This is a genomic window from Pseudomonas putida (assembly GCF_001636055.1).
In the GTDB taxonomy this organism is placed as follows: domain Bacteria; phylum Pseudomonadota; class Gammaproteobacteria; order Pseudomonadales; family Pseudomonadaceae; genus Aquipseudomonas; species Aquipseudomonas machongensis.
The window spans coordinates 4,665,075-4,679,518 of sequence record NZ_CP011789.1 but is presented as its reverse complement, the minus strand read 5'-3'; the positions used below and the strand labels follow the sequence as shown (position 1 = coordinate 4,679,518).

Below are 14,444 nucleotides of genomic sequence, written 5' to 3'. Positions count from 1 at the left end.
AATTGATGCGTTGCAGGAGCTGGCAAAATGCTGACAGTGGTGATTCCGTCGTACAATCATGCCGACTATATTGTCGAGTCTTTGAGGGCGGCGCTGGCAATTGCAGTGCCAGGCTTGAAGGTTCTTGTTGTAGATGATGGCTCCAGAGATGACTCAATGTCCTTGGTCAGGGAGTTTCTGAAGCAGCAGGGTCTTGGTGAGAATGTCACTATTGTAGAAAAAGCGAATGGTGGCCTGGTGTCTTCGCTCAATGAGTCAATGAAGCTCATCGATACTGAGTTTTGTTGGTTTGTTGCTTCTGATGATATTTTGGTTCCCGACGGTGTTGCGCAAGCGTTTGCTGAAATCAAGTCGAAGGAGAACCTGGGCTTTTTAATTGGTGGTGGTCATTACTTCGATGCTGAAGGCGTTTTGGGCCCTATCTATAATGTTCGGCATGACAGGTTCTTTTCGCTGAATCGCGGCACGCGTGATCGGGAGATGTTTACGCACTATCCATCACCCATTTTATTGCAGTCGACTATTTTTAGAGTTGAAGCACTTAGACGTATTGGCGGCTGGGATCCAGCGTTGCGACTTGATGACTATCCGACCTTTGTAAAGCTGCTGAGTGTTTATGGCGAAGCAGGGCGAGACTTTGGGTTCGAACCGGGCATTGATTGTGTTCGCTACCGTCAACATGGCACGAATAGCTCAAAAAATTTGTCCGCGCAGCTAAGGATGGTGCGAGGCGCTCTTGTTGCGCTGGCGCCAGATAATGTTCGTCTTGAAGCAGTCGCTAATGCCGCCGCCTATTACTCGTTGAACGCGCTAAAACATGGACGATTTAGTTATTTTGTCGATTTATTCCGCGAGTGTGATTTCAAAGAGATCGTTTTGAGCTTTCTGAAAATGCCGATTGTTGCTGTGCAGCATGTAGTGGGTAGAAAATGAGCGATCTGGATTTTTTTGAATTCGCTTTTTCAAATATTCCACTTTTGCTGACTTGCATGTTTGTAACGACGGGGCTTTTGTATTTGTCAGTTCGTCGATTTGCGTTTTTGGGTTATCTTGACCCTCTCCATTTTTACTGGACATTTACTTTCGGAACTGCCTACGGAATCGTTCTGGCCATGTTCATCGGGGGGCATGTCTCTCTCTATTATGTAGCGTTGTTACTTTCATATGCGCTGACTTTTCTGTTTTTTTTACGGTTCAGTGGTCGTCATGGGCAGCAGATGTATAAATGGGTTGTCGCTCTTCTGGTGCCACATGGCCGAGGCAGAGGGGAGTTCTGGATAGTCCTTCTGATCTACATTTGTTTGGCCGTGTTCTTGATAGCGAGCACCGGTTTTGGATCCAGTGCAGAAACCAACAGATTTGAGCAAAATCGAGGTCTTGGCGCTTTTGTCAGAGTGGCTGACGCGTTCAGGTTGTTTTTGGTGGCATGCATCGCTGTTGTCTGTGTTGAGCGCTGGCGCAACGGTAGACGGAACTATTTGACCCTCGTGCTCGGTTTGGGTTACGTGTTTTTGCTCGTGATAAGTTCTCTTCTGAATGGTGCGAAATTTGCTATTCTTGAGGGTATTTATGCGTCGATTTTTGCGTTGGGTGTCTACGGTTATCGACTGCGCTTGAATTTCTTTAAAGTAGGTGCTTTGTTTTCTGTTGTTCTTGTGTTTGCTGTGTGGGTTTTGAGCAAAAATCTTGAAGGTGCGGGTGTTGATACCCAGGCGTCTGGGGTTTACATGCCGAATACGCCAATGCTCTATGAGCGGCTTGCGTTGAGGATCCTTGCAAACGCTGATAAATACTATTTGTCTTTGCCCAACGGTGTGATTGAAGAGCTAAAGACGGATAGTGTGTTCGTGCAGTTTATTGCTCCATTGGTAAGTGTTACCAAAATGAGCGAAATAGTTGGCTATCCTATTAATGACTATGCTGTGGGGCGGCAGGCACTGCTGTACTGGTATCCCGATAATACCATCGCGGGAGGCCCGACCAGCCACTTCGATCTTTTTTCATACAAGTATTTTGGATTCTTTCCAGGACTTATGTTTGCGGCGTTGATGGGTTGGTTTTTAGCCTCTGTGGCAGCGCTTGGCCGTTTGGGGCGTAATCAACGTCCCTATTATGCGGCACTGTGTGCTGCATTGTGGGTACGTTCGATTGCAATGTTGCTTGAGCCAACCGTCGGGTTGGCTTATGTACTCGATATATTCTTATTGTTTTTTGTCATCAATTGCATTGGCGTTCTTCTCCGGTTTGCGTCCAAAGGTAATTTTCGGGTGGTGGTGTAATGGGTGCTGGGTTTGCGGGTGATAATGTTTCAATTCTGGTGACCACATACAATCCCTGTGTGGAAGATTTGCTTGAAAATATCAAGTCCTACTTGCACCAGGCCAAATATATTATAATAGTGGATAACTCGGATTGCATCGCGCGCCAGCATGAAGTTGGTACGTTGGCTGCTTCTTATCCCAGCATTATCATTAAGCAGTTGTCTCAAAATCTAGGTATTGCTGCTGCACAAAATATCGGCATGCAAGCCGCCAAGGCAATGGGGAGCGAGTTTGTCATCGAGATGGACCAAGACTCGAAGCTGCCGGTGGATTATGTCAACAATCTCATGCACCGCCATGCAGAGTTGACTGAAAAAGGTATCAAAGTCGGCGGCATCGGCCCTCTCGCGGTGCGCAAGGACAGTGATGAGGTCTATGACGGACTTACTCGCAGCGGCGATGTGATCGAAGTCGAATACACCCTGAGTTCCGGGTTTCTCATGCGTTTCGATGCCATTGATGCCGTCGGCTTGAAGAACGAGGACTTGTTCATCGACTTCGTCGATTGGGAATGGTGCTGGCGTAGTCGTGAGCGCGGCTATCGTATCTTCATTGATACCACCTTGGAAATTTCCCACATGCTCGGCGATGGCCATAAGAGAATCCTTGGTCAAAGCATTGGTATGCCATCTCCCATCCGCCATTATTACCAGTTCCGCAATTTCATCTACCTGCTGGGCAAGCCCTTTGTTCCAGGAAGATGGAAATTTAAATACAGTGTCATCATGCTGGCTAAGTTATGCCTCATTCCGTTGTGTTTCGATAGAAAAATGAAACGGTTGAGTTTCGCGGTCACCGGGATAAAAGATGCCATTCGTGGCGCTTGGGGAAAGATTGGAGAATGAATATGCTTTCTCGTTACGCGTCAATTGAGGGCAATTGAGATGTGTGGTTTCGCAGGGCTTCTTTCTCACTCGATGCTGGGTAGTGATGCTGACCAGATCCTGGAAAACATGGGGCTTGCGATCGAGCATCGAGGGCCTGATTCCAGTGGAATCTGGTTTGATGCCGCTTCAGGTATCGGTTTTTCCCATCGGCGGCTCTCGATCATGGACGTTTCCAGCCATGGCGCTCAGCCCATGCGCTCAGCCAGTGGCCGTTACATGATCGCCTTCAACGGCGAGATCTATAACCATGTTGACCTGAGAGACAAACTTGCCCGTGATCAGCATGTCATTCAGTGGTCGGGTCATTCTGACACCGAAACATTACTTGCGTGCTTTGAGATCTATGGCATTGAGGCGACGCTTTCCCAGTTGCATGGCATGTTTGCCATCGCATTGTGGGACCGAGACCAAGCGCAATTGACGTTAATGCGAGACCGGTTGGGCGAGAAGCCGCTTTATTACGGTTGGCTCGGTGAGGCGTTTTTGTTCGGTTCTGAACTCAGGGCGTTGAAAGCGGCGCCTGGATTCGAATCGCATGTAGATCCACAGGCGCTATCGCTGTTCCTCCAATATGGCTATGTGCCTGCGCCGTTCTCGATCTACGACCGTGTCAGTAAACTGATGCCGGGAGAGTATTTGCAGGTATCGCTGCGCGATCCTCAGCCTGTGACGCGTGCGTATTGGAGCGTCGACGAGATCATTCGTAATGGCCTGAATGCTCCGTTTCAGGGAACAGCGGATGAGGCCGTCGGTGCATTGGAAAGCATGCTGAAGACGACCATCGGCAGGCAGATGCTTTCCGATGTGCCGTTGGGGGCATTCTTGTCCGGTGGTGTGGACTCGTCACTCATCGTGGCACTGATGCAGGCCCAGTCTTCGGAGAAGATCAAGACCTTCTCGATTGGCTTCGACGACCCACGTTTCAACGAAGCGCCATATGCCAAGGAAGTGGCTCAGCATATTGGCACGGAGCATGAAGAGCTGTATGTCAGCGCCAGGGAGGCGCTGGATGTCGTCCCGATGCTTCCGGACATCTGGGACGAACCGTTTGCCGACCCTTCACAGATTCCGACTTTTCTGGTCTCCAAGCTGGCCAAGAGGAAGGTAACCGTTTCGCTTTCCGGCGACGGTGGTGACGAACTTTTTTGCGGCTACAACCGTTACCTGGTGGCTGGCAAACTGTGGCGGTACATGAAGCCGATTCCTGCCGGGCTCAGAGCGGGTGTAGGGCGGCTACTGACAACTGTGGAGCCTGGGGGCTGGGATTCGCTTGGTCGGTGGTTACCGGGTAGCAAAGGGCTGGGCAGTATCGGCGACAAGGTCCATAAGTTGGCTGGGGTATTTGCCGCCCGCGGGCCTCATGATGTCTACAACAATATCGTGTCGAATCATGCACAAGCGAACAATCTTCTGCTTGAACCGGTTATCGATTCCCGACCCACGAGGCTGGCCAATCAGGGTTTGTGTGATGTACAGCAGATGATGGCCTGGGATCTGAAGGAATATTTGCCGGGCGACATCCTGACCAAGCTCGACCGGGCGGCAATGGCGGTCTCGCTGGAAGGACGCGCGCCGTTTCTGGATCACTCGGTGGTGGAGTTCGCCTGGTCATTGCCCCTCGAGTACAAGTTCCGAGAAGGGGAGACCAAGTGGGCACTCAAGCAGGTCCTCTACAAGCATGTTGATCGTGCGTTGATCGACCGTCCGAAGATGGGGTTTGGCGTTCCGCTGAGAGACTGGCTGATCGGCCCGTTGCGAGAGTGGGCGGAAGCCTTGCTGGATGCCCGCAAGCTGCGAGGTGAAGGTCATTTCAATGTGGATGCCGTACACAGGCTCTGGCAAGAACACGTCGGTGGCAAGCGGAATCATGCGGCAGTTCTCTGGAATGTATTAATGTTCCAGGCGTGGCTGGCGCGTCAGTAGTTTGAATTTTGCAAAGGGATCAGAGCTGTGACTGCTGACTTTTCCGTACTTATCTCGGTTTACGCATCGGAGAAACCCGAGTTTCTGGTGGCATGTCTCGAGAGCTTGACGGTACAGACCTGTAAAGCGCAGGAAGTGGTACTCGTCGAGGATGGGCCGATTTCTGATTCGCTGAAGGCGGTCATTGAGCAATTTCGGTCGAAGCTGCCGATCGTTTCGGTGGTGCTACCTGTAAACGTGGGGCTGGCCAATGCGCTCAATGAAGGGTTGAAATACTGCACCCATGAGCTTGTCGCGCGGATGGACACCGATGACATCTGCCTCCCCGTTCGATTTGAACGGCAGCTGACGTATTTACAAGCCCATCCTGAGGTGACTGTGCTGGGTGCGATGGTTGAAGAATACGATGTGACCATGAGGCATTCGTTGGGGCCGCGCAGACTACCGTTGGACCATGACGCGCTATACGCGTTTTCCAAGCGGCGCAGCCCGCTCAGTCATCCTACCGTCATGTTCCGCAAGTCAGGAGTGCAGGCAGTAGGTGGTTACCCGAGCTTCCGGAAGGCTCAGGACTACGCGCTGTGGTCGCTGATGTTGCAAAAGGGGTACAGGATTGAGAACCTGCCGGACATTCTTTTGAAGATGCGGGCAGGCAGCGAGCTGATGCAACGGCGTGGCAAGGATTATCTCAAGCATGAGCTGGCCATTATCCGTTTCCAGAAGGATATCGGCTTTATCGGTGGCGGTGCGTTTGTCATCAACACGATGTTGCGTTCTATCGTCCGTCGGTCTCCCGCATTTCTTAAACAATTGCTATACAAGTTCGCACGGTAGGCGTAGATGAAAATTTTGATTACTGGCGCTGCTGGATTCATCGGGCATGCGCTGACCAAGGCATTGTCGGCCACCGCTGAAAAGGTGGTGGGCATTGATAATCTCAATGATTATTATGACGTCAGCCTCAAGGAAGCGCGGCTCAAGGATCTCGAGGATATTGAAAACTTCACGTTCATTCGTGCGGATCTTATTGATGCCGAGGCCATCGACACGGTGTTCTCCGCTCATCAATTCGACTGTGTGGTGAACTTGGCAGCCCAAGCGGGCGTGCGCTACTCGCTCGATAATCCAATGGCTTACGTGCAGAGTAATGTCGTTGGTTTCATGAATATCCTCGAAGGTTGCCGTAACCACAAAGTCAAGCGCTTGTTCTATGCGTCTTCGAGCTCTGTCTATGGTCTGAGCAAGGACGTTCCTTTCTCGACTCAACAGTCGGTAGATTGTCCGATCAGCCTGTACGCGGCTACCAAGAAATCGAATGAGCTGATGGCTCATACGTACTCTCATTTGTACGGGATCCAAACCACTGGCCTGAGGTTCTTTACCGTCTACGGCCCGTGGGGACGTCCCGATATGGCGATGTTCAAGTTCACCAAGGCAATTCTCGAAGGCAAGCCGATCGATGTGTATAACCATGGACATCTGTCGCGCGACTTTACCTACATCGATGACATCATTTCCGGCATTCTCCGGTTGCTGCAAAAGCCTGACCTTGATGCTTGCACAGTGTTCAACATCGGTCACGGCAGCCCGGTCAACCTGATGGACTTCATCTACGCCGTGGAGGCCGCAACCGGCATCAAGGCAATTTGTAATTATTTGCCCATGCAACCCGGCGACGTCGAGCAGACATGGGCAGATACTCAGGGATTGTTTGATGCCGTCGGGTACAAACCGAATGTGCCCGTGCAAGAAGGGGCCGCAAACTTTGTGAATTGGTACCGGTCGTACTACGAAATTTGAAGGTGTAAATAGATGAAGATTACTGTTTTTGGCTCGGGCTATGTTGGGTTAGTCACTGGCACGTGCCTAGCTGATGTTGGCCATCATGTGGTATGTGTTGATGTCGATCAGCGCAAGATCGATAACTTGAAGAAGGGCATTATTCCAATCTACGAGCCTGGCCTCGATGAAATGGTTGTTCGCAACCAGCACGAGGGGCGCCTTGACTTCACCACGGATGCTGGCATGGGCGTTTCGTTCGGTGAGATTCAGTTCATTGCGGTAGGTACTCCGCCGGATGAAGATGGCTCTGCTGATCTCAAGTATGTGCTGGCGGTCGCCAATACGATTGGTCAGTACATGACTGAGCCCAAGATCATTGTCGACAAGTCGACAGTACCTGTAGGCACGGCTGACAAGGTCAAGGAATCTATCCAGCGTACCCTGGCCTCTCGTGGTGTCGACCTGCAATTCCATGTCTGTTCCAACCCTGAGTTCCTTAAAGAGGGTGCGGCTCTTGAAGACTTCACCAAAGGTGCGCGAATCGTGGTGGGCACTGATTCCGAGCACGTTCGCCGCAAGATGCGCGAGTGCTATGCGCCTTACAGCCGGAACCATGACAAACTGATCTTCATGGATGTTCGCTCTGCCGAGCTGACCAAGTACGCGGCCAACGGCATGCTGGCTACCAAGATTAGCTTCATGAACGAACTGTCCAATCTGGCCGAGCGCCTGGGTGCCGACATTGAGCAGGTACGTATCGGTATCGGTTCGGACCCACGGATTGGTTACAGCTTCATCTACCCCGGGTGTGGTTACGGCGGCTCCTGTTTCCCCAAGGATGTTCAGGCGTTGCACCGTACCGCGCAGGAAGTTGGTTATTCCGCTGATCTGCTCGCGGCTGTCGAGGGCGTTAACAAGCGCCAGAAAGACAAGATGTTCGCTTCGTTCGAGGGTATCTTCGACGGGCAGCTCGAGGGCAAGACGATCGCCGTCTGGGGCCTGGCCTTCAAGCCCAACACCGACGACATGCGCGATGCGCCAAGTCGTCGGCTTATCGAACAACTCTGGCAGGCGGGAGCGAAGGTACGTGTTTTCGATCCCAAGGCCATGGAGGAATTCGAGCGCATCTACGGTAAACGGGCTGATACCCACTACGCGGCGACGCAGGAAGAGGCCCTGGCCGGTGCCGACGCCCTGGCGATCTGTACCGAGTGGAAATCGTTCCGCGCTGTAGACCCGCACATGCTGCGTGGGGCTCTTTCCAGTGCCATCGTGGTCGACGGTCGCAATCTCTTCGACCCGTGGACGATGGCAGAGGCTGGCGTGGCGTATCATGCGATTGGCAGACCGCACATTGCTCCGGGAGTCTGAAATGGCAGGCCTATGCCAGGTAATGGTTACAGGTGCCTCAGGCTTTGTCGGCAGGCACCTGTGCGAATCTCTGGTCCGAGACGGCTTTTCTGTAAAGGCTGCGGTAAGGCGTGAGCCGGGCCAAGTATTGGCCGGGGATGTCGTGCAACTGGACCTGATGGATCAGGCCTGCGTGCGGAATAGCCTGATGGGTGTCGATTGCGTTGTTCATTTGGCCGGCCGTGCGCATGTGCTTAATGATCAGGTAGCCGACCCATTGGCCGCTTTCCGGGAGGCGAATGTCGAAACGACCCTGGCGCTGGCCAAAGCGGCACTGGCCGCCGGAGTCGGGCGATTCATCTTTGTCAGCTCCATTGGTGTAAATGGCAACGAGACCACTGACCAGGCATTTACCGAGCAGAGCGACGCCGCACCAACGGCGGCTTACGCCGTTTCCAAGCTGGAGGCCGAGCAGGCGTTAGGCGAGCTGCTGGCAGGGACTGACATGCAGCTGGTTATTGTGCGTCCTCCACTCATTTATGATGCTGGCGCCCCGGGCAATTTCGCGCGCTTGCTGGGCCTGGTGGCCAAAGGTTTGCCGCTGCCGTTTGCTTCATTACATAACCGGCGCAGTCTGGTGTCGTTGAACAACCTGATCAGCTTCCTGACGCTGGTGATTACCCATGAGAAGGCCGCCGGGGAGTTGTTCCTGATTGCGGATGGTGACAGCGTTTCAACCCGTCAGATCGTGGCATCTCTCGCGGCTGGCATGGGACGAAAATCCAGGTGTTTCTACATGCCCAAGCTATTGGCCAAGCTGCTTTTGACTGCCTTGGGGCGCACGGGTATGTATGTGCAATTGTTCAGCTCATTGGAAATCAGCACCAACAAGGCGCGCGACCTGCTGGGCTGGTTGCCGGTCGAAGATCCGGAAGCTGCGCTTGCAGAGGCCGGCAGAAAGTACGTCCAGCGATTGATGGTTGATGCTCAGTAACTAGGAATTGGATTTCACGACTCATGGTTCAGCTACTAATAATAGCGTTGGCTCTGGTAGGTGCTGCGGCATTGACTGGAACGGTAAGGCGCTATGCAATACGCAAAAGTGTGCTTGATATTCCCAATGAGCGCAGCTCGCACTCCGTGCCGACGCCGCGCGGTGGTGGTGTGGCTATCGTTGTGGCTTTCATTGCAGCGACACTGTTGCTCTTCGCGTTCGGCAACGTCAGCCTCGCCACCACGTCGGCGCTGGTGCTCGGCGGGGCTGGCGTGGCGGTCCTTGGCTTTTACGATGACCTAGGGCATATCCCTGCGCGTTGGCGGTTGCTCGGTCATTTTCTCGCGGGTATCTGGATCGTATTCAACCTTGGAGGGTTGGCCCCCATCACGCTTTGGGGAGAGGCGTCGAACCTCGGATTCATAGGCAGCTTGCTGGCTGTGGTGTTCCTGGTATGGATGCTGAATCTCTATAACTTCATGGATGGTATTGACGGGCTTGCCAGTTCCGAAGCCGTTTTTGTCGGGCTATCCGGTGGCTTGATCTACTTCCTCTCGGGGCACGGCGGCCTCGCTGGCCTCAGCTTTGCGCTGGCGGCATCGGGCGCAGGATTCCTGCTGTGGAACTTCCCTCCGGCGAAAATCTTCATGGGCGATGCCGGCAGTGGGTTTCTGGGGGTTGTCATGGGCACGATGGCCCTGATCGCCGGATGGACGTCACCCGATTTCTTCTGGTGTTGGGTAATCCTGCTGGGTGTGTTCGTGGTCGATGCCACGGTCACCTTGCTGCGTCGCCTGATGCGAGGTGAAAAGGTCTATGAAGCGCATAGAAGTCACGCTTACCAGTTTGCCTCGCGGCAGTTCGCAAGCCATAAGAAGGTAACGTTGGCAGCCTGGGGCCTGAACCTGTTCTGGTTGTTCCCGGTAGCACTGCTGGTAGCGTTCTGCGGTCTGAATGGCGTGCTTGGCGTATGCTTGGCTTATCTACCGCTGGTAGTGCTCGCTTTGAAATTCCATGCGGGTGAGCGTGAGCTTTGATTTTTTGAAGGATACGAGGCGAGTGGGTAACTGGATATGAAAGCTAGGGAACTGATCGAGCTTCGAAAATATCTGCTTCAATTGCCGCGCAGGGAGAAGCGCACGCTCCAGGTGCTGGTGGATGTGTGCCTGGTGTGGCTGGCCCTGCTGATGGCCTTTGCCGTGCGTCTTGGCCTTGATGACCTGGGTAATCCGCTCAGGGAACACATCTGGCTGTTCGTGACTGCGCCCGTTCTGGCAATACCGCTTTTTGTAAAGTTCGGCATGTACCGGGCAGTGATGCGGTATTTCGGTAACGATGCACTCATCGTCATCGTCAAGGCGGTTTCCCTTTCCGCGCTCTTGCTGGGCGTTTTCGTCTACTGGTATAGCAATCACCAGACTTTGGTACCGCGTTCCGTAATTTTCAACTATTGGTGGTTGAGCCTGGTCATGATAGGCGGGTTGCGCCTGGCCATGCGTCAGTACTTCCTGGGCGACTGGTTCTCAGCAACGCAACACATGCCTTTCGCCTCCCGGGACGATGGTTTGCCGAGAGTGGCGATCTATGGCGCTGGCGCCGCTGGAAACCAGCTTATTGCTGCGCTACGTATGGCCAAGTCGATGAGGCCGGTGGCTTTTATCGATGACGACGTGGAAATTGCCGATCGCATCATTTCCGGGTTGCACGTGTATCGCTCGAATGAAGTTGGCCGAATGATCGATGACACGGGGGCTCAGGAGATTCTGCTCGCGATTCCTAGTGCTAGTCGCAGTCGTCGCAAGGAGATCCTGAGCTTCCTGGAGGGCTTCCCCCTGCATGTTCGCAGTGTTCCCAGCATTCTTGACCTGGCCAGTGGGCGAGTGCAAGTGGGCGACATTCAGGAAGTCGACATCGCCGACCTGCTGGGGCGCGATGTGGTGCCTGCGCAAAACGATCTGCTGGCGCAGTGTATTTCGAACAAGGTGGTGCTGGTCACGGGCGCGGGGGGGTCGATTGGTTCGGAGCTCTGTCGGCAAATCGTCGGGGCAGGGCCGAAAACCTTGTTACTGTACGAGCACAGCGAATACAACCTTTACAGCATCTTGAGTGAGCTGGAGCTGAGGATATGTCGTGAGGCATTGCCTGTAACCGTCTTGCCGGTGCTGGGCTCAGTGCGCAACCAGGCGCACTTGCTGGAGGTTATGCAGTCCTGGCGCGTGGAGACTGTCTATCACGCCGCGGCTTACAAGCATGTTCCCATGGTTGAGCACAACATCTCTGAAGGTGTGCAGAACAATGTCATCGGCACACTCTGTTCCGCCCAGGCTGCTGTTCAGGCCGGGGTCGCTAACTTTGTGCTGATCTCCACCGACAAGGCCGTGCGGCCGACCAACGTCATGGGCAGTACCAAGCGGCTTGCCGAGATGGTACTGCAGGCGCTGAGCCGAGAGAGCGCTCCGGTCCTCTTCGGGCAGAAGGATAATGTCGCGCAGGTGAACAAAACACGTTTCACCATGGTGCGTTTCGGTAATGTGCTGGGCTCGTCAGGGTCCGTCATACCTTTGTTCCGCAAGCAGATCATGTCGGGAGGTCCTCTGACGGTAACCCACCCCAAGATCACCCGATACTTCATGACCATTCCTGAAGCGGCTCAGCTGGTTATCCAGGCCGGCTCGATGGGACGTGGAGGGGATGTATTCGTTCTGGATATGGGGGAGCCTGTTCGTATTGCCGAACTGGCAGAGAAGATGATCCACCTGTCCGGATTGAGCATACGCTCGGAAAAGAATCCACATGGCGATATCGCCGTTGAGTTCACGGGGCTTCGGCCAGGTGAAAAACTCTACGAAGAGCTACTGATTGGCGATAACGTCGCCTCCACCCGGCACCCGATGATCATGAGTGCAAACGAGGACTTTTTGCCGTGGGATGTACTCAAGGTCAAGCTTGTTGAGTTGCTTGGCGCGGTTGAAACGCATGAATTGGTTACCGTGCGAAAACTGCTGCGTGAACTGGTCAGTGGCTATGTTCCGCAAGGAGAGATCGTGGACCTGCTCTACACGCAGCGCAAAAAAGAAATCTGACTTTCGCCCTGCCGCGAGAGTTTTTTGATAACGCCGAAGGCGCGCGCAGGGGCTGTCTCGGGCATGTCTGTCCGGTCAGGCCATCGCTATTCCGCGCTTTTCGCTTTCAATGATTAGTTTAGTAGGTAGCTGATAATGACTGTTTTAGTAACCGGTGGTGCTGGTTTCATTGGCGCAAATTTTGTTCTCGATTGGTTGGCAGTTTCCGATGAGCCTGTGGTGAACCTGGACAAGCTCACCTATGCAGGCAACCTGCAGACACTGAACAGTTTGCAGGGTGATGAGCGCCACATTTTCGTGCATGGCGATATCGGAGACTCCCAACAGGTAGCGCGTCTGCTGGAAGAGCATAAGCCCCGTGCCATCGTGAACTTCGCAGCAGAGTCCCATGTCGATCGGTCGATTCACGGGCCTGAGGACTTCATCGAGACCAATATCGTCGGTACCTTCCGCCTGCTCGAAGCGGTGCGCGCATATTGGGGCGGGCTGGACGAGCAAGCGCGTCAGACATTCCGCTTCCTGCACGTATCTACCGATGAGGTCTATGGTTCTCTGGCTGCTGATGAGCCGGCGTTTACTGAGACCCACCAGTATCAACCGAACAGTCCGTACTCAGCGAGCAAAGCGGCAAGCGATCACCTGGTGCGCTCCTATCACCATACCTATGGCCTACCGGTGCTGACCACCAACTGCTCGAACAACTATGGGCCATTCCACTTTCCGGAAAAGCTCATCCCTCTGATGATCGTCAACGCCTTGGGTGGCAAGGCACTGCCTGTCTACGGTGATGGTCAGCAGATACGTGACTGGCTCTATGTCAAAGATCACTGCAGTGCCATCCGCCGCGTGCTCGAAGCCGGGAAGACGGGAGAGGTATACAACGTCGGCGGCTGGAACGAAAAGCCCAACCTTGAGATCGTCAATCGCGTTTGTGCGCTGTTGGATGAGCTGCGTCCACGTGCTGATGGCAAGCCGTATGGGGAGCAGATTACCTATGTTACCGACCGCCCAGGGCATGATCGCCGCTACGCCATCGATGCACGCAAACTCGAGCGTGAGCTTGGGTGGAAGCCTGCGGAAACCTTCGAGACCGGTATCCGCAAGACGGTTGAATGGTACTTGGATAACTGGGACTGGGTAGAAAACGTGCAGTCCGGTGGCTATCGAGACTGGGTCGAGAAAAATTACGCCGGGCGTTCGGCATGAAAATTCTCCTCCTGGGCAAGGATGGTCAACTGGGTTGGGAGTTACAGCGCAGTCTGGCTGTCTTGGGGCAAGTCCTGGCACTCAGCTCAAGAAGCCATGAGTATTGTGGTGACTTGACCAACCTCCAGGGGTTGGCGGAAACCGTGCGTACCTTTGCCCCCGATGTCATCGTCAATGCAGCAGCCTACACCGCGGTAGACAAGGCAGAAGGCGAGCGCGAGCAAGCATTTCTGGTCAATGCGCAAGCAGTGAAGGTACTGGCCGGTTTAGCCGCTGAGCTGGGTGCATTGTTGGTGCATTATTCGACGGATTACGTCTTCCCAGGCAATGGCAACGCGCCTTGGAGCGAAGAGGACGCGGTAGGGCCGCTGAATGTCTACGGCGAAAGCAAGCTGGGCGGCGAGCAGGCAATTCTGGCCTCCGGCTGCACAAGCCTTATCTTCCGTACCTGCTGGGTCTATGCCGCTCGCGGGAACAACTTCGCCCGGACCATGCTTCGGCTGGCAACCGAGCGGGACAGTCTGGGTGTCATTGATGACCAGTTTGGGGCTCCTACTGGTGCGGAACTGATTGCCGACGTGACCGCTCATGCCATTGCATGTACACGGCGTGACCCTGCTTTGGCTGGTGTGTACCACCTGGCGGCGTCAGGTGAGACAACCTGGTGCGGTTACGCGCGTTTCGTTCTGGAGCAAGCCGCAGCGCGCGGTTTGTCACTGAAGGTGCACGCCGAGCAGGTCAAACCGCTGACTACAGATGCCTACCCGACACCTGCAAAGCGCCCAGCAAACTCGCGACTCAATACTCACAAACTACAAGAAGCTTTCGCGCTGACGCTGCCTGACTGGCGTCAGGGCGTGGCTCGCATGCTGACCGAGATACACGAAAAATGAGCAAA

12 protein-coding genes are annotated in these 14,444 nt (G+C 54.0%); all 12 read left to right on the top strand.

Annotated features, from left to right (window positions below; genetic code table 11):
* Positions 1-27 precede the first annotated feature (27 nt).
* Complete coding sequence (locus AB688_RS21005; RefSeq protein ID WP_063545768.1) at positions 28-933, top strand: glycosyltransferase family 2 protein; 906 nt, start codon at positions 28-30, stop codon at positions 931-933.
* Complete coding sequence (locus AB688_RS21000) at positions 930-2,279, top strand: hypothetical protein (protein WP_155738228.1); 1,350 nt, start codon at positions 930-932, stop codon at positions 2,277-2,279. Before AB688_RS21005 ends, AB688_RS21000 begins: the two co-directional genes overlap by 4 nt.
* Positions 2,279-3,166: a glycosyltransferase family 2 protein gene (locus tag AB688_RS20995; RefSeq protein ID WP_063545766.1), complete on the top strand. Its 888-nt coding sequence runs from the start codon at positions 2,279-2,281 to the stop codon at positions 3,164-3,166. The genes AB688_RS21000 and AB688_RS20995 overlap by 1 nt, the downstream gene beginning before the upstream one ends.
* Before the next feature lie 39 nt (positions 3,167-3,205).
* Positions 3,206-5,131 (top strand): asparagine synthase (glutamine-hydrolyzing), encoded by a 1,926-nt coding sequence (asnB, locus tag AB688_RS20990; protein WP_063545765.1) that lies wholly within the window; start codon positions 3,206-3,208, stop codon positions 5,129-5,131.
* A gap of 27 nt (positions 5,132-5,158) precedes the next feature.
* Positions 5,159-5,965 (top strand): glycosyltransferase, encoded by an 807-nt coding sequence (locus AB688_RS20985; protein ID WP_063545764.1) that lies wholly within the window; start codon positions 5,159-5,161, stop codon positions 5,963-5,965.
* Between the two features lie 6 nt (positions 5,966-5,971).
* Positions 5,972-6,931 carry an NAD-dependent epimerase/dehydratase family protein gene (locus AB688_RS20980; RefSeq protein WP_063545763.1) on the top strand — a complete coding sequence of 320 codons (960 nt, stop codon included), beginning with the start codon at positions 5,972-5,974 and terminating at the stop codon, positions 6,929-6,931.
* A gap of 12 nt (positions 6,932-6,943) precedes the next feature.
* Positions 6,944-8,284 (top strand): UDP-glucose dehydrogenase family protein, encoded by a 1,341-nt coding sequence (locus AB688_RS20975; protein ID WP_063545762.1) that lies wholly within the window; start codon positions 6,944-6,946, stop codon positions 8,282-8,284.
* Positions 8,247-9,257 (top strand): NAD-dependent epimerase/dehydratase family protein, encoded by a 1,011-nt coding sequence (locus AB688_RS20970; protein ID WP_331249791.1) that lies wholly within the window; start codon positions 8,247-8,249, stop codon positions 9,255-9,257. The genes AB688_RS20975 and AB688_RS20970 overlap by 38 nt, the downstream gene beginning before the upstream one ends.
* 23 nt (positions 9,258-9,280) lie before the next feature.
* The gene (locus AB688_RS20965; RefSeq protein WP_063545760.1) at positions 9,281-10,294 is read left to right on the top strand and encodes an MraY family glycosyltransferase; all 1,014 of its coding nucleotides are present in this window, start codon (positions 9,281-9,283) and stop codon (positions 10,292-10,294) included.
* Between the two features lie 36 nt (positions 10,295-10,330).
* A complete protein-coding gene (locus tag AB688_RS20960; RefSeq protein ID WP_419555247.1) occupies positions 10,331-12,340 on the top strand; it encodes a polysaccharide biosynthesis protein in 2,010 nt (669 codons plus the stop codon).
* 135 nt (positions 12,341-12,475) lie between these two features.
* Positions 12,476-13,546, top strand: a complete 1,071-nt coding sequence (rfbB, locus tag AB688_RS20955; protein ID WP_063545759.1) for a dTDP-glucose 4,6-dehydratase — start codon at positions 12,476-12,478, stop codon at positions 13,544-13,546.
* Positions 13,543-14,439: a dTDP-4-dehydrorhamnose reductase gene (rfbD, locus tag AB688_RS20950; RefSeq protein WP_063545758.1), complete on the top strand. Its 897-nt coding sequence runs from the start codon at positions 13,543-13,545 to the stop codon at positions 14,437-14,439. Before rfbB ends, rfbD begins: the two co-directional genes overlap by 4 nt.
* Positions 14,440-14,444 lie beyond the last annotated feature (5 nt).

Excerpts from the sequence above, each read along its gene's own strand:
- AB688_RS21005 (WP_063545768.1), top strand. The coding sequence starts at position 28 with ATGCTGACAGTGGTGATTCCGTCGTACAATCATGCCGACTATATTGTC.
- AB688_RS21000 (WP_155738228.1), top strand. The coding sequence starts at position 930 with ATGAGCGATCTGGATTTTTTTGAATTCGCTTTTTCAAATATTCCACTT.
- AB688_RS20995 (WP_063545766.1), top strand. The coding sequence starts at position 2,279 with ATGGGTGCTGGGTTTGCGGGTGATAATGTTTCAATTCTGGTGACCACA.
- asnB (WP_063545765.1), top strand. The coding sequence starts at position 3,206 with ATGTGTGGTTTCGCAGGGCTTCTTTCTCACTCGATGCTGGGTAGTGAT.
- AB688_RS20980 (WP_063545763.1), top strand. The coding sequence starts at position 5,972 with ATGAAAATTTTGATTACTGGCGCTGCTGGATTCATCGGGCATGCGCTG.
- AB688_RS20975 (WP_063545762.1), top strand. The coding sequence starts at position 6,944 with ATGAAGATTACTGTTTTTGGCTCGGGCTATGTTGGGTTAGTCACTGGC.
- AB688_RS20970 (WP_331249791.1), top strand. The coding sequence starts at position 8,247 with ATGCGATTGGCAGACCGCACATTGCTCCGGGAGTCTGAAATGGCAGGC.
- AB688_RS20965 (WP_063545760.1), top strand. The coding sequence starts at position 9,281 with ATGGTTCAGCTACTAATAATAGCGTTGGCTCTGGTAGGTGCTGCGGCA.
- AB688_RS20960 (WP_419555247.1), top strand. The coding sequence starts at position 10,331 with ATGAAAGCTAGGGAACTGATCGAGCTTCGAAAATATCTGCTTCAATTG.
- rfbB (WP_063545759.1), top strand. The coding sequence starts at position 12,476 with ATGACTGTTTTAGTAACCGGTGGTGCTGGTTTCATTGGCGCAAATTTT.
- rfbD (WP_063545758.1), top strand. The coding sequence starts at position 13,543 with ATGAAAATTCTCCTCCTGGGCAAGGATGGTCAACTGGGTTGGGAGTTA.